The sequence below is a fragment of the Stenotrophomonas sp. GD03680 genome (genome assembly GCF_029844625.1).
Taxonomy (GTDB): Bacteria; Pseudomonadota; Gammaproteobacteria; order Xanthomonadales; family Xanthomonadaceae; genus Stenotrophomonas; species Stenotrophomonas maltophilia_P.
This window is the reverse complement of record NZ_JAOCKC010000018.1, coordinates 39,307-63,658: the sequence shown is the minus strand read 5'-3', so window position 1 is coordinate 63,658 and position 24,352 is coordinate 39,307. Positions and strand designations below refer to the sequence as shown.

At 67.4% G+C, this 24,352-nt stretch carries 24 protein-coding genes; 11 read left to right on the top strand and 13 right to left on the bottom strand.

The window, feature by feature from the left end:
• Positions 1-87 precede the first annotated feature (87 nt).
• Together N5J29_RS15555 and N5J29_RS15550 are read left to right on the top strand one after the other, a co-directional pair.
• Positions 88-861 (top strand): NAD kinase, encoded by a 774-nt coding sequence (locus tag N5J29_RS15555; protein WP_053515423.1) that lies wholly within the window; start codon positions 88-90, stop codon positions 859-861.
• Positions 862-908: 47 nt separating this feature from the next.
• Entirely contained in the window at positions 909-1,853 is a 945-nt protein-coding gene (locus N5J29_RS15550; protein WP_053515425.1) for a 5'-nucleotidase, read from the top strand.
• 75 nt (positions 1,854-1,928) lie between these two features.
• On the opposite strand, the gene N5J29_RS15545 is transcribed toward N5J29_RS15550, so the two are convergent.
• From N5J29_RS15545 to asnS, 12 genes are all read right to left on the bottom strand, one after another.
• A complete protein-coding gene (locus N5J29_RS15545) occupies positions 1,929-2,480 on the bottom strand; it encodes a DUF2939 domain-containing protein (RefSeq protein WP_164152496.1) in 552 nt (183 codons plus the stop codon).
• 41 nt (positions 2,481-2,521) lie between these two features.
• Positions 2,522-3,502, bottom strand: a complete 981-nt coding sequence (locus tag N5J29_RS15540) for an aldo/keto reductase (protein ID WP_053515428.1) — start codon at positions 3,500-3,502, stop codon at positions 2,522-2,524.
• Positions 3,502-4,188 (bottom strand): DUF2461 domain-containing protein, encoded by a 687-nt coding sequence (locus N5J29_RS15535; RefSeq protein ID WP_164152494.1) that lies wholly within the window; start codon positions 4,186-4,188, stop codon positions 3,502-3,504. Before N5J29_RS15535 ends, N5J29_RS15540 begins: the two co-directional genes overlap by 1 nt.
• Complete coding sequence (gene sbcB / locus N5J29_RS15530; RefSeq protein WP_164152492.1) at positions 4,185-5,624, bottom strand: exodeoxyribonuclease I; 1,440 nt, start codon at positions 5,622-5,624, stop codon at positions 4,185-4,187. Before sbcB ends, N5J29_RS15535 begins: the two co-directional genes overlap by 4 nt.
• Entirely contained in the window at positions 5,624-6,991 is a 1,368-nt protein-coding gene (locus N5J29_RS15525; RefSeq protein WP_164152489.1) for an NAD(P)/FAD-dependent oxidoreductase, read from the bottom strand. Before N5J29_RS15525 ends, sbcB begins: the two co-directional genes overlap by 1 nt.
• Before the next feature lie 31 nt (positions 6,992-7,022).
• Positions 7,023-8,297 (bottom strand): kynureninase, encoded by a 1,275-nt coding sequence (kynU, locus tag N5J29_RS15520; protein ID WP_164152487.1) that lies wholly within the window; start codon positions 8,295-8,297, stop codon positions 7,023-7,025.
• A gap of 216 nt (positions 8,298-8,513) precedes the next feature.
• Positions 8,514-9,035, bottom strand: a complete 522-nt coding sequence (locus N5J29_RS15515) for a 3-hydroxyanthranilate 3,4-dioxygenase (protein ID WP_164152485.1) — start codon at positions 9,033-9,035, stop codon at positions 8,514-8,516.
• Between the two features lie 19 nt (positions 9,036-9,054).
• The gene (gene can / locus N5J29_RS15510) at positions 9,055-9,717 is read right to left on the bottom strand and encodes a carbonate dehydratase (RefSeq protein ID WP_053515439.1); all 663 of its coding nucleotides are present in this window, start codon (positions 9,715-9,717) and stop codon (positions 9,055-9,057) included.
• A gap of 70 nt (positions 9,718-9,787) precedes the next feature.
• Positions 9,788-10,426: an FMN-binding negative transcriptional regulator gene (locus N5J29_RS15505; RefSeq protein WP_164152484.1), complete on the bottom strand. Its 639-nt coding sequence runs from the start codon at positions 10,424-10,426 to the stop codon at positions 9,788-9,790.
• Positions 10,427-10,436: 10 nt separating this feature from the next.
• Positions 10,437-10,751 (bottom strand): hypothetical protein, encoded by a 315-nt coding sequence (locus N5J29_RS15500; RefSeq protein WP_053515443.1) that lies wholly within the window; start codon positions 10,749-10,751, stop codon positions 10,437-10,439.
• A 7-nt stretch (positions 10,752-10,758) separates the two neighbouring features.
• The gene (locus tag N5J29_RS15495; protein WP_164152481.1) at positions 10,759-11,058 is read right to left on the bottom strand and encodes a hypothetical protein; all 300 of its coding nucleotides are present in this window, start codon (positions 11,056-11,058) and stop codon (positions 10,759-10,761) included.
• Positions 11,059-11,090: 32 nt separating this feature from the next.
• On the bottom strand, positions 11,091-12,485 hold the full coding sequence (asnS, locus tag N5J29_RS15490) for an asparagine--tRNA ligase (RefSeq protein WP_065182902.1): 1,395 nt from the start codon (positions 12,483-12,485) through the stop codon (positions 11,091-11,093).
• Positions 12,486-12,613: 128 nt separating this feature from the next.
• Between asnS and N5J29_RS15485 the strand changes: the two genes are divergently transcribed.
• From N5J29_RS15485 to zipA, 6 genes are all read left to right on the top strand, one after another.
• Complete coding sequence (locus N5J29_RS15485; protein WP_053515449.1) at positions 12,614-12,952, top strand: iron-sulfur cluster assembly accessory protein; 339 nt, start codon at positions 12,614-12,616, stop codon at positions 12,950-12,952.
• A 203-nt stretch (positions 12,953-13,155) separates the two neighbouring features.
• On the top strand, positions 13,156-13,593 hold the full coding sequence (gene rpsF / locus N5J29_RS15480) for a 30S ribosomal protein S6 (protein ID WP_053515451.1): 438 nt from the start codon (positions 13,156-13,158) through the stop codon (positions 13,591-13,593).
• Positions 13,594-13,604: 11 nt separating this feature from the next.
• A complete protein-coding gene (rpsR, locus tag N5J29_RS15475) occupies positions 13,605-13,835 on the top strand; it encodes a 30S ribosomal protein S18 (RefSeq protein ID WP_002804494.1) in 231 nt (76 codons plus the stop codon).
• A 104-nt stretch (positions 13,836-13,939) separates the two neighbouring features.
• Positions 13,940-14,389 carry a 50S ribosomal protein L9 gene (rplI, locus tag N5J29_RS15470; RefSeq protein WP_053515452.1) on the top strand — a complete coding sequence of 150 codons (450 nt, stop codon included), beginning with the start codon at positions 13,940-13,942 and terminating at the stop codon, positions 14,387-14,389.
• A 235-nt stretch (positions 14,390-14,624) separates the two neighbouring features.
• Complete coding sequence (gene smc / locus N5J29_RS15465; RefSeq protein ID WP_164152480.1) at positions 14,625-18,128, top strand: chromosome segregation protein SMC; 3,504 nt, start codon at positions 14,625-14,627, stop codon at positions 18,126-18,128.
• 46 nt (positions 18,129-18,174) lie between these two features.
• Positions 18,175-18,915 (top strand): cell division protein ZipA, encoded by a 741-nt coding sequence (zipA, locus tag N5J29_RS15460; protein ID WP_053515456.1) that lies wholly within the window; start codon positions 18,175-18,177, stop codon positions 18,913-18,915.
• Positions 18,916-18,991: 76 nt separating this feature from the next.
• On the opposite strand, the gene N5J29_RS15455 is transcribed toward zipA, so the two are convergent.
• The gene (locus tag N5J29_RS15455) at positions 18,992-20,122 is read right to left on the bottom strand and encodes a pyridoxal phosphate-dependent aminotransferase (RefSeq protein ID WP_164152478.1); all 1,131 of its coding nucleotides are present in this window, start codon (positions 20,120-20,122) and stop codon (positions 18,992-18,994) included.
• 158 nt (positions 20,123-20,280) lie between these two features.
• Here N5J29_RS15455 and ligA point away from each other — a divergent pair, with 158 nt between their 5' ends.
• The 3 genes from ligA to epmA are packed head-to-tail and all read left to right on the top strand — an operon-like array spanning position 20,281 to position 24,243.
• A complete protein-coding gene (gene ligA / locus N5J29_RS15450; RefSeq protein WP_204313636.1) occupies positions 20,281-22,752 on the top strand; it encodes an NAD-dependent DNA ligase LigA in 2,472 nt (823 codons plus the stop codon).
• Between the two features lie 52 nt (positions 22,753-22,804).
• Positions 22,805-23,290 (top strand): GNAT family N-acetyltransferase, encoded by a 486-nt coding sequence (locus N5J29_RS15445; RefSeq protein ID WP_053515463.1) that lies wholly within the window; start codon positions 22,805-22,807, stop codon positions 23,288-23,290.
• Positions 23,287-24,243: an EF-P lysine aminoacylase EpmA gene (gene epmA / locus N5J29_RS15440; RefSeq protein WP_065182898.1), complete on the top strand. Its 957-nt coding sequence runs from the start codon at positions 23,287-23,289 to the stop codon at positions 24,241-24,243. The genes N5J29_RS15445 and epmA overlap by 4 nt, the downstream gene beginning before the upstream one ends.
• The last annotated feature ends 109 nt before the right edge of the window (positions 24,244-24,352 follow it).

Here is a 24,352-nt window from a genome sequence, read left to right as displayed (position 1 = left end):
GACCAGGGCGACCGCAGCGCCGCCGGCCCGGCGAGCGTAGCGGCGCTCGGTTATGCTCTCCCTCACGCCTTCCCCCCGGATCCACCGATGAGCGACACCCCCCGCATCGCTTTCCTGGCAAGCACCACCGAAGCTGCGCAGATGGCCCGCGCGGCCATGGTCGCGCGCTTTGGCGACCATGCCCCCGAGCAGGCCGACGTGCTCTGCCCGCTGGGCGGTGATGGCTTCATGCTGCAGACGCTGCATCGTCACGGCCACCTGGGAAAACCGGTGTTCGGCATGAAGCTGGGCACCGTAGGTTTCCTGATGAACCAGTACCGGGGCGACGACGACGTCAATGCACGCATCGCCCGCGCGGAACCGGCCAACCTGCGTCCGCTGGAGATGGTGGCGCTGACCGAATCGGGCACCAGCACCGGTTCGCTGGCGTACAACGACGTGTCCCTGCTGCGGCAGACCCGCCAGGCTGCGCACATCGGCATCGACCTCAATGGGCAGGAGCGGGTGGCCGAACTGATCGGCGACGGCGTGCTGGTTGCCACGCCCGCAGGCAGCACCGCCTACAACTATTCGGCCCACGGACCCGTGCTGCCCTTGGGCTCGCACACCATCGCGCTGACGCCATTGGCACCGTATCGCCCGCGACGCTGGCGTGGTGCCATTCTCAAGGCGGATACGGAGGTGCGCTTCCGCGTGCTGGACCCCTACAAGCGACCGGTCAGCGTGACCGCCGATTCGCACGAGACGCGCGACGTGGTCGAGGTGACCATCCGCGAGTCGCGCGACCGCCGGGTGACATTGCTGTTCGACCCGGAACACAATCTGGAAGACCGGATCCTGAGCGAACAGTTCGTTTTTTGAGGACAATAGGTTGCCGGTCGCGTCGACCGCCAGAAGGACCCCCACCGATGGGTGACAACTCCCCCCGTTTGCTGACCGTCGCGGTGACCTCGCGCGCCCTGTTCGATCTCGAGGAAAGCCACGCGCTGTTCGAGACCGATGGCGTGGCGGCCTATGCGGAGTACCAGCGCCAGCACGAGGACGACATCCTCGGTCCCGGCGTGGCCTTCCCGGTGGTGCGCAAACTGTTGGCGCTGAACCAGGGCGCCAGCCCGGAGAACCCGCGCGTCGAGGTGATCCTGCTGTCGCGCAATTCGGCCGATACCGGCCTGCGCATCTTCAATTCGATCCAGCACTACGGCCTGGGCATCATCCGTGCCACCTTCACCGCCGGTGAGCCGACCTGGCCCTACGTGAAACCGTTCGGCACCGATCTGTTCCTGTCGGCCAATCCGGAGTCGGTCCGCAGTGCGCTGCGCCACGGAATCGCCGCTGCGACGATCCTGCCCAAGCCACCCGGCGAGACCGCTGCGGCCGCCGCGGACCAGATCGACACCGGCCGACCGTCCGGCCAGCTGCGCATTGCCTTTGACGGTGATGCAGTGATCTTCGGTGATGAAAGCGAGCGCATCTCGCGCGAACAGGGGGTCGAGGCATTCGGCCGCCACGAGCGCGAACGTGCGCGCGAACCGCTCAGCGGTGGCCCGTTCCGCGGCTTCCTGTCCGCGCTGCACACGCTGCAGGAGGTGTTCCCGGCCGGTGACAGTGCGCCGATCCGCACGGCGCTGGTCACCGCCCGCTCTGCGCCCGCGCACGAGCGGGTGATCCGCACGCTGCGCGAATGGGGCGTGCGCCTGGACGAGGCGCTGTTCCTGGGCGGCCGCCACAAGGGGCCGTTCCTGCAGGCCTTCGGTGCCGACATCTTCTTCGATGATTCGCAGCACAACATCGACAGTGCCCGCGAACACGTTGCCGCGGGCCATGTGCCGCACGGTGTCGCCAACGAGGGATGACGCGGTAGCGCCGGGCCACGCCCGGCGAGCGTAGCGGCACCTGTAGGAACGCCGGGCCACGCCCGGCGTTCTGCATCATGGGGTGCCGGCCATTCCCAACTGCACGTCAACCACTTTCCAGCGCAGCCCCTGCGGTTCCAGCACGACCTTCAACGGTGGTTGGCCCGGGCCGCGATCAACGTCGACGACGAAGCGGTCGAACGCTTCGAAACGGTGGCGGGCGTTCTTCAGAGGCCGTGCCGGTTCGGTCGCCGCGAAGGCATCTCCGCCCTGCAGCTCGTTGCGCCCACGCTTCCACAGCACATGGCCCTGCAGCATCGCACCGATGCCGGCCGGGGTCATCAGGGTGTCCACCGCTGCGCCCCCAAGCTGGTCGCCCAGGCCGTAGAGCAGGGCGCCGAACGGACTGCTGGCCACATCGGGGCCGGCCTGGCGCACGAGGTAATCATTGAGTTGCGCACGCAGGCTGACGCGCACGCGCGGAAAGTCGACGTAGCGTTCCAGTGCGGCGGTATCGCGCTGTTCGATGGCCTTGGACAGACCCTGTATGGTCAGGTAGGGGCCGCCGAACCACACGCCGGCCAGTGCAATCACCAACAGGACCACGATCGCAGTGAGCTTCTTCATGCCGCCAGACTGCCGCAAGTGCGGCCGGCCGGGGTGAAGACTCAATGACTGGGCGAACCGCTGCCGTCGCCATAGGCCGCGACCAGACGTTGCCGGTCGGCGGGGCGCAGTGCTTCGGGTCGCGTGGCCAGCACCTCCTCCAGACTGCCGACGCGGGTAGTGCCCAGGATGCCGGCGGCCACGCCGGGGTGGCCCAGAACGTAGGCAAACGCAGTCTGGGCCGGACGCTGGCTGTCGATCGCCGCAATGGCCCGGCGCATCGCACGTGCGCTGCGCATCAGACGGCGGCTGCTGGGCTTGAGCCACGCGCGCGCCAGGTACCAGGCATCGGCCAATCTCGGCCGGCGAGGCTGGCTGGGCAGCAGGTGGCCCTGTGCGAGCACGGTGCCTGCCAGTACGCCGATTCCGGCCGCATGCAGCTGGTCGATCAGCGGCGCACGATCCTGCTGCAGCGCGTTGTAGTCCAGCAGGACCACGTCGAATGCCTGTGGATGCGCAAGCATCCAGTGCAGCGTCGATGCTGAGTGGGTGTTGATGCCGGTGGCGCGGATCAGGCCACGTTCGCGCAGGCGCTGCAGCGCATCGAGCAGATCGTCGTTGATGTCGTGCGCGGTGGCGCCATGCAGCTGGTAGATGTCCAGGTAATCCAGGCCAAGGTTGCGCAGCGAGGCTTCGCAGCTGGCGGTGATGGCCGCAGGCGAGAAATCGCGCTGTTCTGCGCCACTGATGCCGGCCTGTCCGGTCAGTGTGCCGCCCTTGCTGGAGATGACCAGTGACTCACGCGGGTAGCGGGCCAGCAGCGGTCGCAGGATGCGGCCCAGGCGCGGTTCGGCATGGAAGCCGGAGTAGTTGTGGCCGGTGTCGAACAGGTTCACGCCCTGGGCCAGCGCGTGCTCGACGATCGCTGCGGCGGCATGCTCGGCAAAGCGGCGATGGCCCCAGAAGCCCGAACAGCCCAGCCCGACCGGCGATACGGACAGGCCGGTGCGGCCGAGCGGGCGGCGTTGCCGGGCCAGTGGCATCAGAACTCCAGATCCAGTGCTGCGCACAGATAGTCGACGAAGGGGCCGAGCGCGGCCAGATCCTTGCCGAGCGTGGACAGCAGGCGCGGCCCGGTCATCGTCTCATCGTCCAGCGAGCGCCACATCACCCAGTTGCGATGCTTGAGATCGTCGATGAAGTCGAAATCGGCGGGGAAGCCACGCGGCGGCCTGACCAGCTTCTCGCTCTGCTCGAAATCGAAACGCCGGCGCAGGGCGGGTGCATGCGCTGCGGCCTTCCAGCTGCCGGGGTTGTCCAGGATGAAATGGCGCACGCGGCGCTGGGTGTCCGGTTCGGGGTGCCACAGGCCGGCACCGACGAAGCTCTCGCCCGGTTGCAGATGCACGTAGAACGACGGAGCGGCCACTTCGCGGCGGCGTTCATGGAACAGGCGTGCGCCCTGCCAGGTCTTGTACGGCGATTTGTCGTTTGAAAAGCGCGCATCGCGATGGATGCGGAACAGCGAACCACCGACGCCACGGGTATCGGCACGGAAATGCGCGCTGACCTCGGCCAGCGCGGGCTGCAGGTCGCCCAGCAGGCGCAGGAACGGCTGCCGTACATGGTCTTCGTACTGCTGGCGATGGTCGTTGAACCAGGCCTTTTCATTGTGCCGCGCAAGGCTGCGCAGGAACCTGAAACTGGCGTCGCTGAAATAGGTGCTCACAAGCTCTCCTGCAGGTGCTGGCCCCAGTCGCGCAGCGATTGCAGCAGGGCCAGGCGGCGATCGTCGTCCGGCGCCTCGGCGGCCAGTGCATCGAGCTGCTGCTGGTACTGGGGCAGGTTGAGTTCGCCCAGGCGGCCGTCACCGAGCAGGCGCTGGCGGCGGTAGTCCTGCCAGCGCTGGCGCTCGGCCGGTGCCAGGGTGTCGGGATGGTTGCGGGCGCGATAGCGGAACAGCAGTTCGGGCAGGCGCGGATCGCGGAAGCGGCCTTCCAGCGCAGCCAGCTCTGCGGGCGGCGTGGTCCGCGCCAGGGCCAGCAGTGGCTTGTCGCCATTGCCGAGGAAGCCGTCGTACAGCGAAGCATCGACGTCGGCCACGACGGCGTCCCGTGGCTGGTTGTACACCTGCCGTGCCTTCTCGGCCAGTTGCGGCGCGAATGCACGCAGCCGCTCGACCTTGGCTTCGATGGCGGCGACATCCAGGCCCAGGCGGGCGTGATCGTCGGGCCGCAGGTGGTTCCAGGCGACCAGCGCCGGGACCTTGTTCAGATGTACTTCCTTCAGCGGCACCCGGGCGACGCCTTCGGGCAGTTCGCTGGCGCGCAGGTAGAGCCGCTCGGCGATCGTCTCGGCTGGCAGCAGCAGCAGGTCGTCGATGTCACCTTCCAGATCGAACACGATCACCCGGTTGTTGATCGTCGGGTGCACCGCCAGCGGCAGCACCGGAGCCGCGCACAGCCGGCTGGCCGGGTATCGCATGGAAATGTGCAGCACCGGCTTCAGCGCGCCCACGTCCAGCAGGCTGCCGACGAAACGCTTGTCGCGCAGTTTCAACGCGTACTCCCACAACCGCGGCTGCGACTGCTTGAACAGGCGGGCCATGCCGATCGTGGCGCGCACGTCCGACAGCGCCTCGTGCGCATCGCCATCGCGCACATTGTTGGCTTCGGCCAGGTGCTCGAGCTTGAACGACGTGGCGCCGTCCTCGCGCAGTGGCCAGTGGATGCCTTCGGGACGCAGGGCGCGCATCAGCCGCAGCATGTCCAGCAGGTCCCAGCGCGAGTTGCCGTTGCGCCACTCGCGCTCGTAGGGGTCATGGAAGTTGCGGAACAGACCGTAGCGGATGAATTCGTCGTCGAAGCGCAGGGTGTTGTAGCCCAGGGCACAGGTACCCGGGCGCGACAGCTGTTCGTTGATGCGGTCGAACGCTTCGGCTTCGCTGATGCCTTCAGCCAGTGCCCGTTGCGGCGTGATGCCGGTGACCAGGGTGGCCATCGGCGAGGGCAGCAGATCGTCGGCGGGGCGCACGAAGAAACTCACCGGCGTGTCGATCTCGTTCAGATCGGCATCGGTGCGGATCGCCGCGAACTGCGAGATGCGCGTTCGCCGTGGGTCCTGTCCGAAGGTTTCCAGGTCGTAGAACAGGAAGCTGTCAGCCATCAGTGTGCGCCCTCCAGAACCGGCAGCCGGGCATGGATCTGTGCCTCCAGAGCTGCCCAGTCGATGTTCTCCAGCGACGTATGGCCGATCGTGGCGGCCATCAGCATGTCGCGCTGGATGTCGGTCCGGCGCAGTGCCTCGGCGTAGGGCGTGTGCAGGAACGTGACCATGGTGTAGTGCGGTACGAAGCGGGTCGGCCAGCGATGCTGAAGCGCCTGCTCCAGCTCGCGCTGCAGCAGGAAGGCCGGGTCGGCGACGCGATCACGCATCTCCAGGTAGTTCTCCAGGGCCATCTGCTGGATCGCATGCGCGTTCGGCTTGCGTTCTTCCTCGAAGGCGGCGAACGCGCTCTGCAGGTCGTCGGCTTCCATCAGATGGCGGGCCAGTGCCACGCAGTCCTCGAACGCGCAGTTCATGCCCTGCCCGTGGAAGGGCACCATTGCATGCGCGGCATCACCGATCAGCACGGCCTGGCCCTGCTGGTGCCAGCGCTCCAGCGTTAGCGTGCCGAGCAGGCCGGGCGGATGCTGCTCCCAGTCCGTGCGCAGGTCGGGGATCAGCGGCAACGCATCAGCGAACTCGCGCGCGAACAGGGCTTCGGCCTGGGCGCCGGTATTGACGGTGGCGAAGCTGGGCTCGCCCTGGTTGGGCAGGAACAGGGTGACCGTGAACGTGCCTTCGTGATTGGGCAGGGCGATGCACATGAAGTGGCCCCGTGGCCAGATGTGCAATGCGTTGCGTTCGATGCGGAAGCCGCCATCACGGTCCGGTGGAATCTCCAGTTCCTTGTAGGAGTGATCGAGGAAGGCGATGTCCTCGCCCAGCGGCGCGCGCCGGTTCATCGCCGCGCGCAGCGCCGAGCCGGCGCCGTCAGCGCCGATCAGGCTGTCGAAGTGGATGTCGTGCGGGCTGTCGTCGCGATCGTCGATGAAGCGCGCATGGCCGGCATCGAAATCGACGGTATGCAGTCGGCGGTGGAAATGTACGGTGGCACCTGCCTGCTCGGCCAGTGTCAGCAGCGTGGTGTTCAGGTCCCTGCGATGGATCGACCAGATCACTTCGCTGTCGTCGCGGCCATAGCGCTGCAGCTGCGCGGCGCCTTCGCGCGGATGCACCATGCGTCCACGCATCATCACCGCGCGGGCCATCACCTCGTCCTCCACGCCGGCCTGCCGCAGCGCGTTGCGCCCGCGCTCGGCCAGCGCCAGGTTGATCGAGCGGCCGCTTTCGTAGTCGGCCACGCGTGGGTCGCCACGGCGTTCGTACAGGGTGATCCGCCAGCCCTGCCGCGACAGCAGGATGGCGAGCAGGGATCCGGCCAGGCCGGCACCAATGATGCTCAACGAGCGGGAGGCATGTGCGATCAACGAACTGTCCAGCAGGAGGGGAGGTGCCGGCTCAGAGGCCGGCCCAGGCTTCCACTTCCTCGACGAAATGGTGGACGTCCAGGTAGCGGTTGTAGAGCGGGGTGGGGGAGATGCGGATCACGTCCGGCTCGCGCCAGTCACCGAGCACGCCGACCGAGCGCAGGTGCTCGAACAGTGCGCGGCCACGCTCGCGGCCGGCGATCACCCGCAGCGAGAGCTGGCAGCCGCGCCGGTCCGGCTCGGCCGGGGTGACGATGTCGAGCACGTTGGCCAGGCGCGCGCGCACCAGGGCTTCGAGCATGCCGGTCAGTGCCAGCGACTTGCTGCGCAGGGCGTCCATGCCGGCCCGTTCGAACAGGTCCAGTGAAGCGCGCAGCGGCGCCAGGCCGAGGATCGGCGGATTGCTCAGCTGCCAGCCTTCGGCGCCGGTGGCGGACGTGAACTGCGGGGACATCTGGAAGCGGGTGGCTTCGTCATGGCCCCACCAGCCGGCGAAGCGTGGCAGGGTGCTGTCACGGTGGTGACGCTCGTGCACGAACGCCCCGGCGACGGCCCCCGGGCCGCTGTTGAGGTACTTGTAATGGCACCACACGGCAAAGTCCGGCGCCACATCGTGCAGGCGCAGGGGCAGGTTGCCGACCGAATGCGCCAGATCGAAGCCGATGCGCGCGCCCTGCAGGCGTGCGGCGCGGGTGATCGCATCGAGATCGAAGGCCTGGCCGGTGCGGTACTGCACGCCTGGCCACAGCACCAGAGCCAGGCGAGGGCCATGCGTGGCGATCGCGCGTTCGATCGTGGTCATCGAGATCGTGCCGCTGGCTTCGTCCGGCTGCACCTCCACCAGGCAGTCGGCCGGGTCGAAGCCATGGAAACGGATCTGCGCTTCCACCGCGTGACGGTCCGTCGGGAAGGCGCCGGCTTCCATCAGGATCACCGGTCGTTCCCGGGTCGGCCGGTAGAAGCTGACCATCATCAGGTGCAGGTTCACGCTCAGCGTGTTCATCGCCACCACTTCGCTGGGCAGCGCACCGACCACCCGCGCCAGCTGCGTGCTGACCAGACGGTGGTAGGACAGCCATTGGGTGGGGCCGGTGAAGTGGCCTTCCACTGCCAGTTCAGCCCACTGCTTCATCACTTCCTGCACCGCCGCCTGTGCGCCGCGCGGCTGCAGTCCCAGCGAGTTGCCCACGAAGTAGGTCTGCTCGCCACCGCCGTGGCGCGGAATCAGGAATTCACTGCGCAGCGGCCGCAACGGATCCGCGGCGTCGAGAGCGATGGCATGGGTGCGGTTCAGCAGGTCGGACATGGTCGGGCAACAGGCTGCAACGGGGCTGCCAGTGTAGCGCCTGGGGCCTGCGTGATGCCGCGCAGTACGCTCGCCGGGCATGGCCCGGCGCTACCGGTGCTGCGATTGCTGATTCCCCCGCCGGGCATGGCCCGGCATGGCCGATGCGCGTGATCTCCGGGTAGCGCCGGGCCATGCCCGGCGGATGCATCAGCAATCGCCATACCCGGCGATCGATCAGTCCGCCGCCGGTGCCGGCAACGGGTCGATGTGGCCGCATTTGCTGCAGGTACGCAGTTCCAGGCTGGCGTGGTAACGCGCGAAGACCTTGGGCAGGTCGGTTTCGATGTTCTGCAGCGCGAAGAACTCCTCATGCAGCTTGTGGTTGCAGCGCTCGCAATGCCAGATCACACCGTCCATCTCGTGCGGCAGCCGCCTGCGCTCCACGACCAGCCCGACGCCGCCCGGTGGCCGGCGCGGCGAGTGCGGCACCTTCGCCGGCAGCAGGAAGATCTCGCCGGCACGGATCGGGATGTCGCGGACCGCGCCATCCTCCTGGACCTTCAGCACCATCTCGCCTTCGAGCTGGTAGAACCACTCGGGGCCTTCGTCGTAGTGATAATCGGTCCGCGAGTTCGGCCCGCCGACCACCATGACGATGAAGTCGCCGTTGTCGATCATCTTGTTGCCCACCGGCGGTTTCAGCAGGTGACGATGTTCTTCGATCCAGGCGTGCAGGTTGATCGGTGAGGCGAGCATGGTCGGGCTCCGTGGGGGATCAGTCGCGCTTGCCCTTGCGGGGGACATAGGAAAGCGCTTTCTCGTAAGCCGGCTGCAGATCTTCCGGCGAGCCGACATCGATGCCCATTTCGCGCACGCGGCCATCCTTCAAGCTGTAGACCCAGCCATGCACCATCAGCTTCTGGCCGCGTGCCCAGGCGTCCTGCACGATGGTCGAGCGGCACAGGTTGGCGACCTGCTCGATGACATTCAGCTCGCACAGGCGGGCATGACGCAGCTCGTCGGTCTCCAGCGCATCGATGATCGCCGCGTGCTTCTGCATCACGTCGCCGACGTGGCGCAGCCAGTTGTCCGCCAGGCCGACGCGGGTGTTGTGCAGGCAGGCATGCACGCCGCCGCAACCGTAGTGGCCCACGATGAGGATGTGCTTGACCTTCAGCTGGTCTACCGCGTACTGCACCACGCTCAGGCAGTTCAGGTCGGTGTGGGCGACCACGTTGGCGACGTTGCGATGCACGAACACTTCGCCCGGTGCCATGCCGATGATCTGGTTGGCCGGCACGCGCGAATCGGAGCAGCCGATCCACAGGTATTCCGGGTGCTGCTGCTTGGCCAGCTGATGGAAGAACTCGGGATCTTCCTTCTCGATGCGGTCGGCCCAGTCGCGGTTGTTCTGCAGCAGCTTGTGGATGTCTTTCATGTTCGGGTCCCTGACCTCGGTGGGGGCAAGTCGCGGCTGTCCGGCCGCGTCGTCGCGGGAGTCGGTGCGTTCAGCCGCCGGCGGCGGCCTCATCGCGGAACCAGCGCATCCACTGCGCCAGTTCGGTGGAAGGTGGGGCGTGCAGGCGATCCAACGCGTCGATCACCGCCTGCTGGTTGGCATCGGGATGGTTCTGGCTGAGCTTCAGTTTCAGCTGTACCTGTTCGACGTGGAAGTGGAACCCGACGATGGCGCGCAGCTCCGGGCCGTGCTCGGGACGATCAGCCTCGAACCGCCACTGCTGGCCGACGCTGGCTTCAAAGCGGTCGCTGATGTCGCCGACCAGCTGGGCCAGCGCATCGGTGCCGTCGAACGGCTGCAGCTGTCCGCGCAGCTCGGCAGCGGCATAGTTCCAGGTCGGAACGCGTGCCGCCGGTTCCTTGTCCGGATACCAGCTGGCCGAGACGTAGCCATGGGGGCCATCGACCAGCACCTTGGCGGTGCCTTCGCGACGCGACTGCGGGTTGGCCCGCGCCCAGTGGCCGCGCAGTTCGATGCGCTGGCCATCACGCCGGTACAGCACCGGCACGCGGGTCAGCTCGGGCAGGCCGTCGTCACCGGTGGTGAGCACGGTGACGAACGGATCGCGCGCCAGCAGGCGGTCCAGCCAGATCAGATCGGTCTCGGCGAAGGCGCGCGGAGTGAACATCGGCCTGGGCTCAGGCGCGCCCGCCCAGCGATTGCACCATGCGCCCACGCAGGCCCTCGTCGCTGTCGGCGTGCGGTGGCTGCACCTCATGCAGGCTGAAGCCGCGCACCAGCGCATCTTCTTCGTCCAGGCCGTCGAATTCGACGAAATCGGCGTCGAACAGCTGCGCGCGGGCAGTGTCCTCGCTGTCGTAGCTGAGGGTGTTGCCATCACTGTCGAGCACTTCGGCCGTGCCGGCCGGCCGCACGCGCAGGCGGGCCCAGATCAGGGTGTTGCCGAGGCTGGCCAGCCACCAGCTGTCGTGCGGGGCGGAGAGATCGTTCATGTATGCGTTACCAGAGCGAAGCCAGCCAGAGCAGGGCAGCCATGCCCAGTCCGGCCAGCAGGGTCAGCAGCGAAACCCAGGCGGGCGTGGCCAACCCGGACAGCGAGCGATCCGGCTGCTGCCGGTAGTCGCGGCGCAGCAGCCAGGCCAGGGCATCGGGCTTGAGGAAGGCGCCGCTGCCGAAGCGCTGTGCCAGCGCCGGATGGCGGTCACGCAGGTGCACCAGGGTCAGCGGCCAGAAGATCACGAAGGCACTGAACCCGGCCACTGCGACGCCGACAAAGCAGAGGGCGAAGAACAGGGTCATGGGGGCAGTACCTCCGTGGTCGGTGGTGGGGCTTAGAAGTCCGCGCTGCCGGGAGCGCGCGGGTAAGGAATCGCATCGCGGATGTTGGACAGGCCGCAGACGTACACCACCAGGCGCTCGAAGCCCAGGCCGAAGCCGGCGTGCGGCACCGAGCCGTAGCGACGGAAATCGCGGTACCAGCTGTAATGCTCACGGTCCAGGCCGAACTGGGCCATGCGCGCGTCCAGCACGTCCAGGCGCTCTTCGCGCTGGCTGCCACCGATGATCTCGCCGATGCCCGGCGCCAGCACGTCCATCGCGGCGACCGTCTTGCCGTCGTCGTTCAGGCGCATGTAGAACGCCTTGATGTGCTCGGGGTAGTTGGTCACCACCACCGGGCGGCCGACGTGTTCCTCGGTCAGCCAGCGCTCGTGTTCGGTCTGCAGGTCCAGGCCCCATTCGACCGGGAAGTCGAACTTCCGGCCAGACTTCTGCAGCAGGCTGACCGCATCGGTGTAGTCGATGCGCTCGAACGGCGCGTTGATGAAGTCTTCCAGCTTGGTGATCGCGTTCTTGTCCACGCGTTCGGCGATGAAGGCCAGATCATCGCTGCGCTCGTTCAGCACCGCGCGGAACAGGTACTTGAGGAACTCCTCGGCCAGGCGCGCATCTTCGGCCAGGTCGGCGAAGGCGATCTCCGGCTCGATCATCCAGAACTCCGCCAGATGGCGGGTGGTGTGGCTGTTCTCGGCGCGGAAGGTCGGGCCGAAGGTATACACCTTGCTCAGGGCCAGGCAGTAGGCCTCGACGTTCAGCTGGCCGGACACGGTCAGGAACGTCTCCTTGCCGAAGAAGTCGCGGCTGAAATCGATAGCGCCCTTCTCATCGCGCGGCAGGTTCACCATGTCCAGCGTGGACACGCGGAACATCTGGCCGGCGCCTTCGGCGTCGGAGGTGGTGATGATCGGGGTGCTGATCCAGTTGAAACCGTTCTCGTGGAAGAAGCGGTGCACGGCCTGGGCCAGGCAGTTGCGGATGCGGGTGACCGCGCCGAACAGGTTGGTGCGCGGGCGCAGGTGCGCCACTTCACGCAGGAACTCCGGCGTCATCGGCTTGGGCTGGATCGGGTAGGTGAGCGGGTCTTCGACCCAGCCGACCACTTCGACCGCACTGGCCTGGATCTCGAACGACTGGCCCTTGCCCTGCGATTTCACCAAGATGCCGGTGGCCACCAGCGAGCAGCCGGTGGTGAGACGCTTGATCTCGTCGAAGTTGACCAGGGTGTCGTTGGCTACGACCTGGATCGGGGCGAAGCAGGAGCCATCGGTCACATTCACGAAGGCCAGATTCGCTGAACCGCGCACCGTGCGCACCCATCCGCGTACCGTGACTTCGCCGCCTTCCGGGATCTTCCCGGCAAGCGCATGTTCAACGCTGACCACCGTCATGACTTGAATCCTCTGCTGATCGACTCGATCTGTGAACACGGGAGTTTACCGGTTGCAGCGTTCTGCTTGCGAGGCATTTCTGCGGCCCAAGCCTCCCTATAATGTCCCTGTTCCTCTGGAGTAGTCCCATGGCTGTCAGCCTGACCCCCATTGCCTTCGAGCGCGTGCAGCGCTTCGTCGCCCAGACCCCGGGCGCGCTGGGCCTGCGCTTCGGCGTGACCAAGACCGGCTGCTCCGGCTGGGGCCACGTGACCGACCTGGCCCGTGACGAGCGCGAGGGCGATACGGTGTTCGACCAGGACGGCGTGAAGATCTACGTCGATGCACAGAGCCTGGCCCTGGTCGACGGCACCGTGATCGACTTCGGCAAGCACGGCCTGAGCGAGACCTTCACGTTCAGCAACCCGAACGCGACCGCCGAGTGCGGCTGCGGCGAGAGCTTCACCACCGACGCCGACAAGGCCTGAGCGCCGCTTCCCGGGTCTGCCGGCCGGTCCTCGGGCAGGTCCCGGTGCCGCCGGGTTCAGGTTCGGTCACGGTTGCCCGGCCGCCCCATCTGCGCCATAATGGGCGGCTTCCTGCCTTCCTGGCGGGAACCCTTGCCCCACCGCGGTCTCAACGGCGGGGGGCTGTCCGGCCGCAAGGCCACATCCGAAAGGTAGAAAAAAACATGAGTCGTCATTACGAAATCGTGTTCATGGTCCACCCGGACCAGAGCGAGCAGGTCCCGGCCATGATCGAGCGCTACAAGTCGCTGGTCGAGAACGGCAACGGCACCATCCACCGTCTGGAAGACTGGGGCCGCCGCCAGCTGGCATACCCGATCCAGAACCTGGTGAAGGCGCACTACGTGCTGCTGAACATCGAAGCCGACCAGGCCGTGCTGAACGAGCTGACCGAGAGCTTCCGCTTCAACGACGCCGTGCTGCGCAACCTGGTCATCAAGCGTGACGAGGCTGACACCGAGCAGTCGCTGATCATGAAGAGCAAGGACGAGAAGGGTGACAAGCCGGAGCGCGGTGAGCGCCGTCGTCGTGACGACGAAGAAGGCGAGTCCACCACCACCGCTGACAACGAAGCCGGCGAAGACGCCGCTTCCGCCGCCTAAGGAGCCTTCCCATGTCCAAGTTCTTCCGTCGCCGCAAGTTCTGCAAGTTCACGGCTGAAGGTGTCAAGGAGATCGACTACAAGGATCTCAACACCCTGCGCCAGTACCTGACCGAGAACGGCAAGATCGTGCCGAGCCGCGTCACCGGTACCAAGTCGAAGTACCAGCGTCAGCTGGCGACCGCCGTCAAGCGCGCTCGCTTCCTGGCCCTGATTCCGTACACCGACAACCACGACGTCTGATGCCCGGCGGGGTGGCCGCGTGCCGCCCCGTTGTGCCAGCTATTCGGACAGCCTTTGTTGCGGGGCATCGCCTCGCTAACGAATAACTTATCTGGAGTAAAACCATGCAGCTGATCCTCCTGCAGAAGGTCACCAACCTCGGCAACCTGGGTGACCTGGTCACCGTCAAGCCGGGCTACGGCCGCAACTTCCTCGTGCCGCAGGGCAAGGCCGTGCCGGCCACCGAGAGCAACAAGGCAGAGTTCGAAGCCAAGCGCGCCGAGTACGAAGCCAAGGCCCAGTCCATCCACGCCGAGGCTGAAGCCCGCAAGGCGAAGCTGGAAGGCGCGAGCGTCACCATCGCCGCCAATGCTTCGACCGAAGGCAAGCTGTACGGCTCGGTCGGCCCGCGCGACATCGCCGAGGCCTTCACCGCCGCCGGCCTGCCGCTGGAAAAGAGCGAAGTCATCCTGGGCGAAGGCGCGTTCCGCAACATCGGCGAGTACGACGTGCTGATCCACCTGCACGCCGACGTCGAGACCACCGTCAAGGTCGTCGTCGAAGCCGAAGCCTGATCCCACGCCGCAAGGCCTGGCATCACCGCAGAACGGGCGCCCGCGAGGGTGCCCGTTTTGTTTTGTCGGCCCGCCCGGCAGGCGCGCGGGCCCCGATGTTCCACGCCCATTCGTAGAACACGGCCACATCGGTATACTCAGGGCGTCACACCCGTTCCACGGTCGGCGATCCCAGCAGGATCAATGACTTGGAGGGTAAACGCAGGCCGCTTGCCGGCCCCAGTCCGGAACCCCTATGCGTCTTTCCACGATCAAGCTGTCCGGCTTCAAGTCTTTCGTCGATCCGACCACCCTGCATCTGCCGACCAACATGACCGGCGTGGTGGGGCCCAATGGCTGCGGCAAGTCGAACATCATCGACGCCGTGCGCTGGGTCATGGGCGAAAGTTCGGCCAGCCGCCTGCGCGGCGACTCGCTGACCGACGTGATCTTCTCCGGTTCCAACGCCCGCAAGCCCGTCTCGCAGGCCACGGTCGAGCTGATCTTCGACAACTCCGACCACACCATCTCCGGCGAGTACGCCTCGTTCAACGAGATCTCGGTCAAGCGCACGGTCAGCCGCGACGGCACCAGCAACTACTACCTCAACGGCACCAAGTGCCGCCGCCGCGACATCACCGATCTTTTCCTGGGGACCGGCCTGGGCCCGCGCAGCTACTCGATCATCGAACAGGGCATGATCAGCCAGATCATCGAGGCGCGTCCCGAGGATCTGCGCGTCTACCTGGAAGAGGCGGCCGGAATCTCCAAGTACAAGGAGCGGCGCAAGGAAACCGAAACCCGCATCCGCCACACCCGCGAGAACCTTGATCGCCTGGGCGACCTGCGTGAGGAGATCAGCAAGCAGCTCGAGCACCTCAAGCGCCAGGCCCGGCAGGCGGAGCAGTACCAGGCGTTGCAGGAAGAGCGCCGGGTCAAGGATGCCGAGTGGAAGGCGCTGGAGTTCCGAGGCCTCGATGGGCGCCTGTCGAAGCTTCGCGAGGGCCTGTCGCAGGAAGAAACCCGGCTTCAGCAGCTGATCGCGGACCAGCGCGACGCCGAGGCCCGCATCGAGACCTCGCGCATGCGCCGCGAGGAAGCGGCCGACGCACTCAATACCGCGCAGGCCGCGGTCTACCAGGTCGGTAGTACCTTGGCCCGACTGGAGCAGCAGATCCAGCACCAGCGCGAGCTGTCGCAGCGCCTGCACAAGGCCCGCGACGAGACGCGGCAGGCATTGGCCGAGCTGGGCCAGCACATCAGTGGCGATGAGGCCAAGCTGATGGTGCTGCGCGAGGCGGTGGACGCCGCGACCCCGCAGCTGGAGGCGCTGCAGGAAGAGAACGAGATCAAGCAGGAAAGCCTGCGCGAGGCCGAAGCCCGCCTGGCCGACTGGCAGCACCGCTGGGAACAGCACACCTCACAGAGTTCTGAGGCCTCGCGCGCCGGCGATGTCGAGCGCACCCGCGTGGACTACCTGGACCGGCAGATCCTCGACGCCGACCGGCGTCGCGAGGCGCTGGCCGCCGAGCGTGCCGGGCTGGACGTGGACGCGCTGGAAGAAGCCTTCGAGCAGCTGCACCTGCAGCACGACACGCAGAAGACCGCACTGGACGAGCTGAGCGAACAGGTCGAGCAGCGCAAGCAGGGCGTGGCCACCGTGCAGGAACAGCAGCGCAACGGTCAGAACGAACTGGCCGAACTGCGCAAGCAGGTCAATGGCCTGCGCGGTCGCCTGGCATCGCTGGAAACCCTGCAGCAGGCCGCACTCGGCCAGGAGCAGGGCGCCGCGGTTGCCTGGTTGAAGGCGCGCGGGCTGGATTCGGCCGCGCGCGTGGGCGAGCGCCTGGATGTCGATGCCGGTTGGGAAAATGCGGTGGAAAGCGCCCTCGGCCAGCTGATCGAAGGCGTGCTGGTGGACGACCCGGCAGGCCTGGTCGATGCGCTGGGCGAACTGGGCGAAGGCCGCATCGCACTGGTGTCTGACGATGCCAGCGATCTGGACGTCGCCGCGACATCGCTGGCCGCGCGCGTGCGCGGACCGACGGCGATCCGACGCCTGCTGGCGCATTTGCATGGCGCGCGGGATCTGGACGAGGCCCGTGCCCTGCAGGCCCGGCTGCCCGCCGGTGATTCGATCATCACCCAGAGCGGTGAGCGTCTCGGCCAGGGCTGGGTGCGCGTGTCGCGCTCCGGTGCGGCCAAGCAGGGTGCGCTGCTGCGCGAGCGCGAGATCAATGAGCTGCGCGAGCAGATCGAACAGCTGCAGAACCGTGAGGTCGAGCTGGAAGATCAGCTGTCCGGCTTCCGCGAGCAGCTGCTGGCCGCCGAACAGCAACGCGAAGATGCGCAACGGGCGCTGTACCTCGCGCATCGTGCGGTATCCGAGCTGGCGGGTCAGCTTCAGGGCCAGCAGGGAAAGGTGGAGGCCGCACGCACGCGCATCGATCGCATCGAAGGCGAGCTGAGCCAACTGCTGGAGACCCTCGAGGTCAACCGCGAGCAGGCGCGCGAGGCACGTTCGCGGCTGGAGAGTGCCGTCAGCAGCATGGGCGATCTGGAATCGACCCGGCAGGCCCTGGAAAGCGAACGCCGGCAGCTGGCCGAAGCACGCGACCTCGCCCGCGAAGCCGCACGGGCGGTGCGCGAACGCTCGCATTCGCTGGCACTGACCCTGGAATCGCAGCGCGCACAGGTGGCATCGCTGAGCCAGGCGCTGGAGCGCATGAGCACCCAGCGCGGGCAGCTGGATTCGCGCCTGGGCGAACTGCATTCGCAGCTGGACGAGGGTGATTCGCCGGTCGAATCGCTGCAGGCCGAGCACCAGAATGCGCTGGAAGAGCGCGTGCGTGCCGACCGTGTCCTGGCCGAAGCGCGTACCCTGCTTGATGGCATCGACGCCGAGCTGCGCAATTTCGAACAGACCCGCCACCAGCGTGATGAGCAGGCGCTGGCGCAGCGCGAGCGTATTTCCCAGCGGAAGCTGGACCAGCAGGCCCTGGTGCTCAGTGCTGACACCCTGCAGGCTGCGGTGGAGAAGGCCGGCTTCGTGATGGCCGACCTGCTCAACGCATTGCCCGAGGACGCCCGCCTGGGGGACTGGGAGCAGGCCGTGCACCAGATCGACGGTCGCATGCGCCGGCTGGAGCCGGTCAACCTGGCGGCGATCCACGAGTATGGCGAGGCATCGCAGCGGTCGGAGTATCTCGATTCGCAGCATGTGGACCTGACCACGGCGCTGGAGACCCTGGAAGACGCCATCCGCAAGATCGACCGCGAAACCCGCGGCCGATTCAAGGATACGTTCGACCGGGTCAACGCCGGTGTGCAGGCCCTCTATCCGCGCCTGTTCGGCGGTGGCCATGCCTATCTGGAACTGACCGGTGAAGATCTGCTCGACACCGGCGTGACCATCATGGCGCGTCCGCCGGGCAAGCGCGTATCCAGCATCTCGCTGCTGTCCGGCGGCGAGAAGGCGATGACCGCGGTGGCGCTGGTGTTCGCGATCTTCCAGCTCAATCCGGCGCCGTTCTGCCTGCTGGACGAAGTGGACGCACCGCTGGACGAGGCCAACGTGGGCCGCCTGGCCAACATGGTCAAGGAAATGAGCGAGAAGGTGCAGTTCCTGTTCGTCAGCCACAACAAGGCGACGATGGAAGCTGCGCAGCAGCTGTCGGGCGTGACCATGCGCGAGCCGGGCGTCAGCCGCCTGGTCAGCGTGGACCTGGAAGAGGCCGCGCGATTGGCGGGCGCGGCCTGACGTGCCATCCTAGTTACCTGAATGAACTAGCCGGAGAACCTATCGAATGTCCGACACGGCACTGTTGCGCATCGGCATCCTGGCCGCCGGCCTGCTGTTGATCGCCGCGATCTTCCTGTTTGGCCGTCCGAAGAAGAAGCCCCAGGGCCGCCGCGTGGAAGGCACCGAACCGACCAGCAGCGAGCGCCGCGAACCGGTCCTGGGCGAGGACGGCGTACCGTTGGCCGATACCCGCCTCGATCCGGCACTGGGCGAAGAGGGTCAACAGGCCGAGCTGGGCCTGGCCGACACCGAAGCCGGCGCGGCCAGCGACCTGGGCAAGCGCGCCACCCAGGATTTCGACAAGATCGTCTCGCTGTTCGTGGCCGCGCGGGCCGGCGAGCAGCTGCGGGGCGAGGACATCGTCGTGGCGGCCGAGAAAACCGGTCTGGTGTTCGGCCACATGAACGTGTTCCATCGTCTGGTGGAGGGCCATCCGGAACGGGGGCCGATCTTCTCGATGGCCAGCATCATGAAGCCGGGCAGTTTCGACATGGCCAACATCCGTGCCATGGAGACACCGGCCATCGCCTTCTTCCTGACCCTGCCGGCGCCGCTGACCGCGCTCGATGCCTGGGAGAAGATGCTGCCGACCGTGCAGCGCATGGCCGAGCTGCTGGATGGCGTGGTGCTGGACGACAGCCGCAACGCGCTCGGCCGCCAGCGCATCGCCCACATCCGTGACGAGCTGCGTGCCTATGACCGCCAGCACCAGGCGCCGCCCCTGACCAAGACCCCGCGCTGGTAAGCGCGGTCATCCCGGGTATGCCGACCCACGGTCGGCACCCACCACCACAGCAGATCCATCGCCTGCGTGGATGAAGTCAGGAAGGCACCCCGGCGACCTGGGCGAACGCGGCGCGGAACGCTGCCATCTCCTCCTCGGTGCCAACGGTCACACGGACGCGCTGCGGCCAGATCGGCCAGCTGCGACCGATCACCACGCCCTGTGCGGCCATCGCCCTGGCAAAGGCGGCACCGTCGCGCTGGACGTCCACCACGAAACAGTTCGCTTCCGACGGCAGGCAGCTGAAGCCACGCTTGCCCAGCCAGGCGATGGTCGCCTGCCGGATCTTCGCGTTCTGCAGACGGCGCTGCGGAACCAGCTGCGGATCGTGCAGGCTGGCCAGAGCGGCCGCCAGCGCCGGCACCGGCAACGGGTTGTCGCCGAGGCTGCCCAGCTCGCGCAGGCGATCGGGATGGGCCGCTGCCGCGCCCAGGCGCAGTCCGGCCATGCCATACAGCTTGGAGAAGGTGCGCAGCACGATCAGGTCATCGCGCTCGGCCACCTGCGCGATCAGGCTCGGCTGGTCGCTGTACTGCAGGTACGCTTCGTCCACCAGCACCCGGGTTCCGGCGGGCTTGCTGGCCAGCAGCCAGGCGAGCTCGGCGGGCGGGCTGATCGAACCCGTGGGGTTGTTGGGGTTGCACACATACATCAGCCCGGTCGGGCGCGCGTGCGCGGCAGCCACCATCGCGCGCACATCGTGCGCGCCGTCGCTGCGCAGAGGCACTCGGCTGACCTGTGCGCCCCGCGCGGCGGCCACGTCGCCAATCGCCTCGAAGGTCGGATCAGCCACGACCAGGCCCTGCTGCGGGCCGGTCCAGATTGCGGCGGCGCGGTTCAGGGGCTCGCTGGAGCCCGGGTACAGGCGCAGGTGATCGGCACTGACGCCGCTGTGTTCGACGAATGCATCACGGACCTGTGCCGCCAGCTCGAAGCGGTAGCGGCCGCAGCGCGCGATGCTGTCGCGAGCGGCCGATTGCGCAGCGGCGGAAGGCCCATACGGGCATTCATTGAAGTTCAGCAGCACCGGCCCATCGGCGCGCGGCGACGCGGGAGCCGCAGCCGGGGCGGTTTGCGCGTATCCCAGGCCCGGCAGGCCACTGCCGGCGACGGCGAGGCCGGCACCGGCCAGCTGCAGGAAGCGACGACGGGAGGCAGGCAGGGTCATGGGCAGGTTTCCGGAGGGCGGCCGATGCACGCTAGCGCTGCCGGTGGAGGGCGGCAAGCCCGTCTTTCGCGGAGTGGGGCCCGGCACTGCCGGGGCGGGGACGTTACAGGGCATGATGGCCGGGCGCGGTAGAATCCCCAGCCGCCCCAGAATCACCGATCACGATGAGCCCCAGCCCCGCCGAACGCGTCGATGAACTCCGCCGGCAGATCGCCCAGGCCAACCGCGCTTATCACGAGCTGGATGCGCCGGAAATCCCCGACGTCGATTACGACCGGCTGGTGCGCGAGCTGGAAGCACTGGAACGTGCGCACCCCGAACTGGCCCGCGCGGACAGCCCGACCCAGCAGGTCGGCGCGCGTCCCTCCGGGCGTTTCGCTGAAGTCCGCCACGCGGTGCCGATGCTGTCGTTGTCCAATGCCTTCAGCGATGAGGAGGTGACCGACTTCGTGCGCCGCATCGACGAACGCCTGCGACGCGGTGCCGCGCGCTTTTCGGCGGAGCCGAAGATGGACGGGCTGGCGATCAGCCTGCGCTACGAGGATGGACATTTCGTTCTGGGTGCGACCCGCGGCGATGGCACGACCGGCGAAGACGTCACGGCCAACCTGCGCGAGATCGGCGACATCCCCCGGCGTCTGCACGGCAAGGGCTGGCCGGACGTGCTGGAAGTGCGCGGTGAGGTCTACATGGCCCGTGCCGACTTTGAAGCCTACAACGATCGCGCGCGGCTGCATGGCGGCAAGGTACTGGCCAACCCGCGCAATGCGGCGGCCGGGTCGCTGCGGCAGCTCGACCCGAAGATCAGCGCACAGCGCAAGCTCAGCTTCTTCGCCTACGGCACCGGAGAAGTGCAGGGCGGCGAACTGCCCGATACCCATTCGGGCACGCTCGCGCAGCTGGGTGCCTGGGGCTTCCCGGTCAGCGATCTGTGCAGGGTGGTGGAAGGCGCCGATGGGTTGCTGGCCTACTACCGCGATATCGGCGCACGCCGCGATGGCCTGCCCTTCGACATCGATGGCGTGGTCTACAAGCTGGACGACCGCGCTGGCCAGCAGGCGATGGGTTTCGTCTCGCGCGCACCGCGCTGGGCCATCGCGCACAAGTTCCCGGCGCAGGAACAGAGCACCACGCTGGAAGCGATCGAGATCCAGATCGGCCGCACCGGCGCTGCCACTCCGGTCGCGCGCCTGGCGCCGGTCGCCGTGGCCGGCGTGATCGTCTCCAACGCAACCCTGCACAATGCGGACCAGATCGAGCGCCTGGACGTGCGGGTGGGTGACAGCGTGATCGTGCGCCGTGCCGGCGACGTGATTCCCGAAGTGGTCAGCGTCATCCTCGACCGCCGGCCGCCGGGCACCACGCCGTGGCAGATGCCCGCGCGCTGCCCGGTCTGTGGCTCGGAGATCGTGCGCGAAGAGGGCGCGGCCGCGTGGCGCTGCTCCGGTGAGTTGTCGTGCCCGGCGCAGCGCAAGGAGGCCATCGCCCATTTTGCTTCACGTCGCGCGATGGATATCGATGGCCTGGGTGACAAGTACATCGAAACCCTGGTGGATGCCGGCATCGTCAAGGGCGTGGCGGACCTGTACCGACTCACCCGCGACCAGCTGCTGCACCTGAAGCTGGTGCTCGACGCGGAAGATCCGTCCGCGCTGGCCGCCAGCCTGGCGCCGCACCTGCCGGCCGAAGGCAGCGGCACGGTGCTCAATGCCGTGCTCAAGCTCGATGGCAACGATGTGGCCTGGCGCGCGAAGGCACTGGCGCAGCCGGCCAGCTTCGAGTGGAACACGAAGAAGATTGCGACCCGCTGGGCCGACAACCTGATCGCCGCGATCGACACCAGTCGTGCCACCACGCTGGAACGGCTGTTGTTCGCGCTGGGCATCGAACATGTCGGCGAAAGCACGGCCAAGGCGTTGGCGCAGTGGTTCGGTGATCTGGCCTTGATCCGACGGCTGCCCTGGCCACTGTTCAAGCGCGTGCCGGACATCGGTGGCGAAGTGGCACGTTCGCTCGGTCACTTCTTCGAGCAGCAGGGCAACCAGCAGGCCATCGACGATCTGCTGCAGGTCGGCCAGGTGCGCATCAGCGACGTGCATCCGCCCAGTGCGAAGCTGCGTGAGGGGCTGGACCTGGCTCAGCTGCTGGTGGAATCGGAGATCCCCGGCATCACCCGCCTGCGCGCGGAAAAGCTGGTGGCGGTGCTGCCCAGCGCGCAGGCCGTGCTCGATGCCGAGCATGGCCAGTTCGTCAATGCCGGATTGCCCGAGGACACCGCGCGCGGCCTTGCCCAGTGGCTGGAAGCGGACAGCCATGGCGTGATGCTGCTGGCTGCCGAGGAGGCGATGCAGCAGATCCTGGCCAAGGCGCCCGCGCTGACCGAAATCGTCGCCGGTCCGCTCGACGGGCAGACCGTGGTCCTGACCGGCACCCTGGCCCAGCTCACCCGCGATGTGGCCAAGGAGCGACTGGAGGCGCTGGGAGCCAAGGTGTCCGGCAGCGTGTCGAAGAAGACCCACTTCGTGGTGGCGGGTACCGAAGCCGGCTCCAAGCTGGACAAGGCGCTGGCCCTGGGAGTGCCGGTGTGGGACGAAGCGCGTCTGCTGGCCTTCCTCGCCGACCACGAATGATGACCCCGCCGGGCGTGACATGCGCCCGGCCCGAAACAGCAAAGGATTCCCGATGCAGACTGCCCCGCTGGACTTCCGCCTGGCCACCCGCGCCGACGAGGAACTGCTGATCTCGCTGATGCGCGCGTTCTACGCCGAGGACAGGATCGAGTTCGACGACGTGCGCGTGCGTCGCGGTGTCGATGCACTGCTGGCCGATCCGCGCAACGGCGAAGTACTGCTGTGGCTGGACGAAGCCGGTCAGGTGGTCGGCTATGCGGTGATCGCGATGGGCTTCAGCCTGGAGCAGGGCGGGCATTTCATGCTGCTTGACGAGCTCTATCTGGGGCCGCGGGCACGCGGCCGTGGCCGGGGCAAGCAGGCGCTGGCCATCTGCGAACAGCGTGCGCGCGGACGCGGGGTCAGCCGCCTGCGCCTGGAGGTGAACCACCACAACGAACTGGCGCGTCGGCTGTACCTGGCCAGTGGCTACATCGATGACACCCGCGACCTGCTGACCCTGCCGCTGGATCACCCGCGCCCGGAGGGCATCCTGTGAGCGACGCCCTGCGGCGCAAACTGCAGCAGCGTGCCGCGCTGAACGCGCTGGTGCGCCGCTTCTTCGCAGAGCGTGACGTGCTGGAGGTGGAGACACCGATCCTGTCGGTGGCCGGTAATACCGAGCCCAACATCGACAGCTTCCATACCGACTTCAGCGGCCATGTCGACGCCGGCGGCCGCCGTCGCTGGCTGCGCACCTCGCCGGAGTACCCGCTCAAGCGGCTGCTCGCTGCCGGTGTCGGCGACTGCTACGAACTGGGGCGGGTGTTCCGCAACGGCGAGGCCGGCGGGCGCCATAACCCGGAGTTCACCCTGCTGGAGTGGTACCGGGTTGGCTGGGACCATCACCGGCTGGTGCAGGAAACCGCGGAGCTGGTCCGCCTGGCTCTGGGCCTGGTCGGACGCAGCGCCAGCCTGCGTGTGCTGAGCTACCGCGAGCTGTTCCAGCAGCAGGTGGGCGTGGATCCGTTCCAGACCGATGAGGCCGGGCTGCGCGCTGCGCTGGGTGACGTGCATATCGACCCGGTCGGGCTGACCCGCGACGACTGGCTGGATCTGCTGATGACCCATCGCATCCAACCGCATTTCGATGACGCAGTCATGACCGTTGTCCACGACTGGCCGGCGAGCCAGGCAGCACTGGCCCGCGTCCGCCCTGGTACGCCGCCGCTGGCCGAGCGGTTCGAGCTGTACCTGGGGGCCGTGGAGCTGGCCAACGGCTATCACGAACTGAACGATGCCGACGAACAACGGGCGCGTTTCCAGCACGACCTGCAGCGCCGCCATGCGCGCGGGCAGGTGCAGCCGGCGCTGGACGAGGCACTGCTGGCGGCGCTGCCCACGATGCCCGCGTGTGCGGGTGTCGCGGTCGGCATCGATCGCCTGTTGATGGCGATGAACCGCACGCCCCGCATCGCCGACGTGCTGGCCTTTGATTTCGCCGACGCCTGAGCACACGCGGCTTTCTGAACCAGACAGACTGAACGGATTGCCGCGTCCGCGTGCTTGATTCAGCAAGCACGATGATGCTCTCATCACTCCAGATGCCAGACACTGGCAT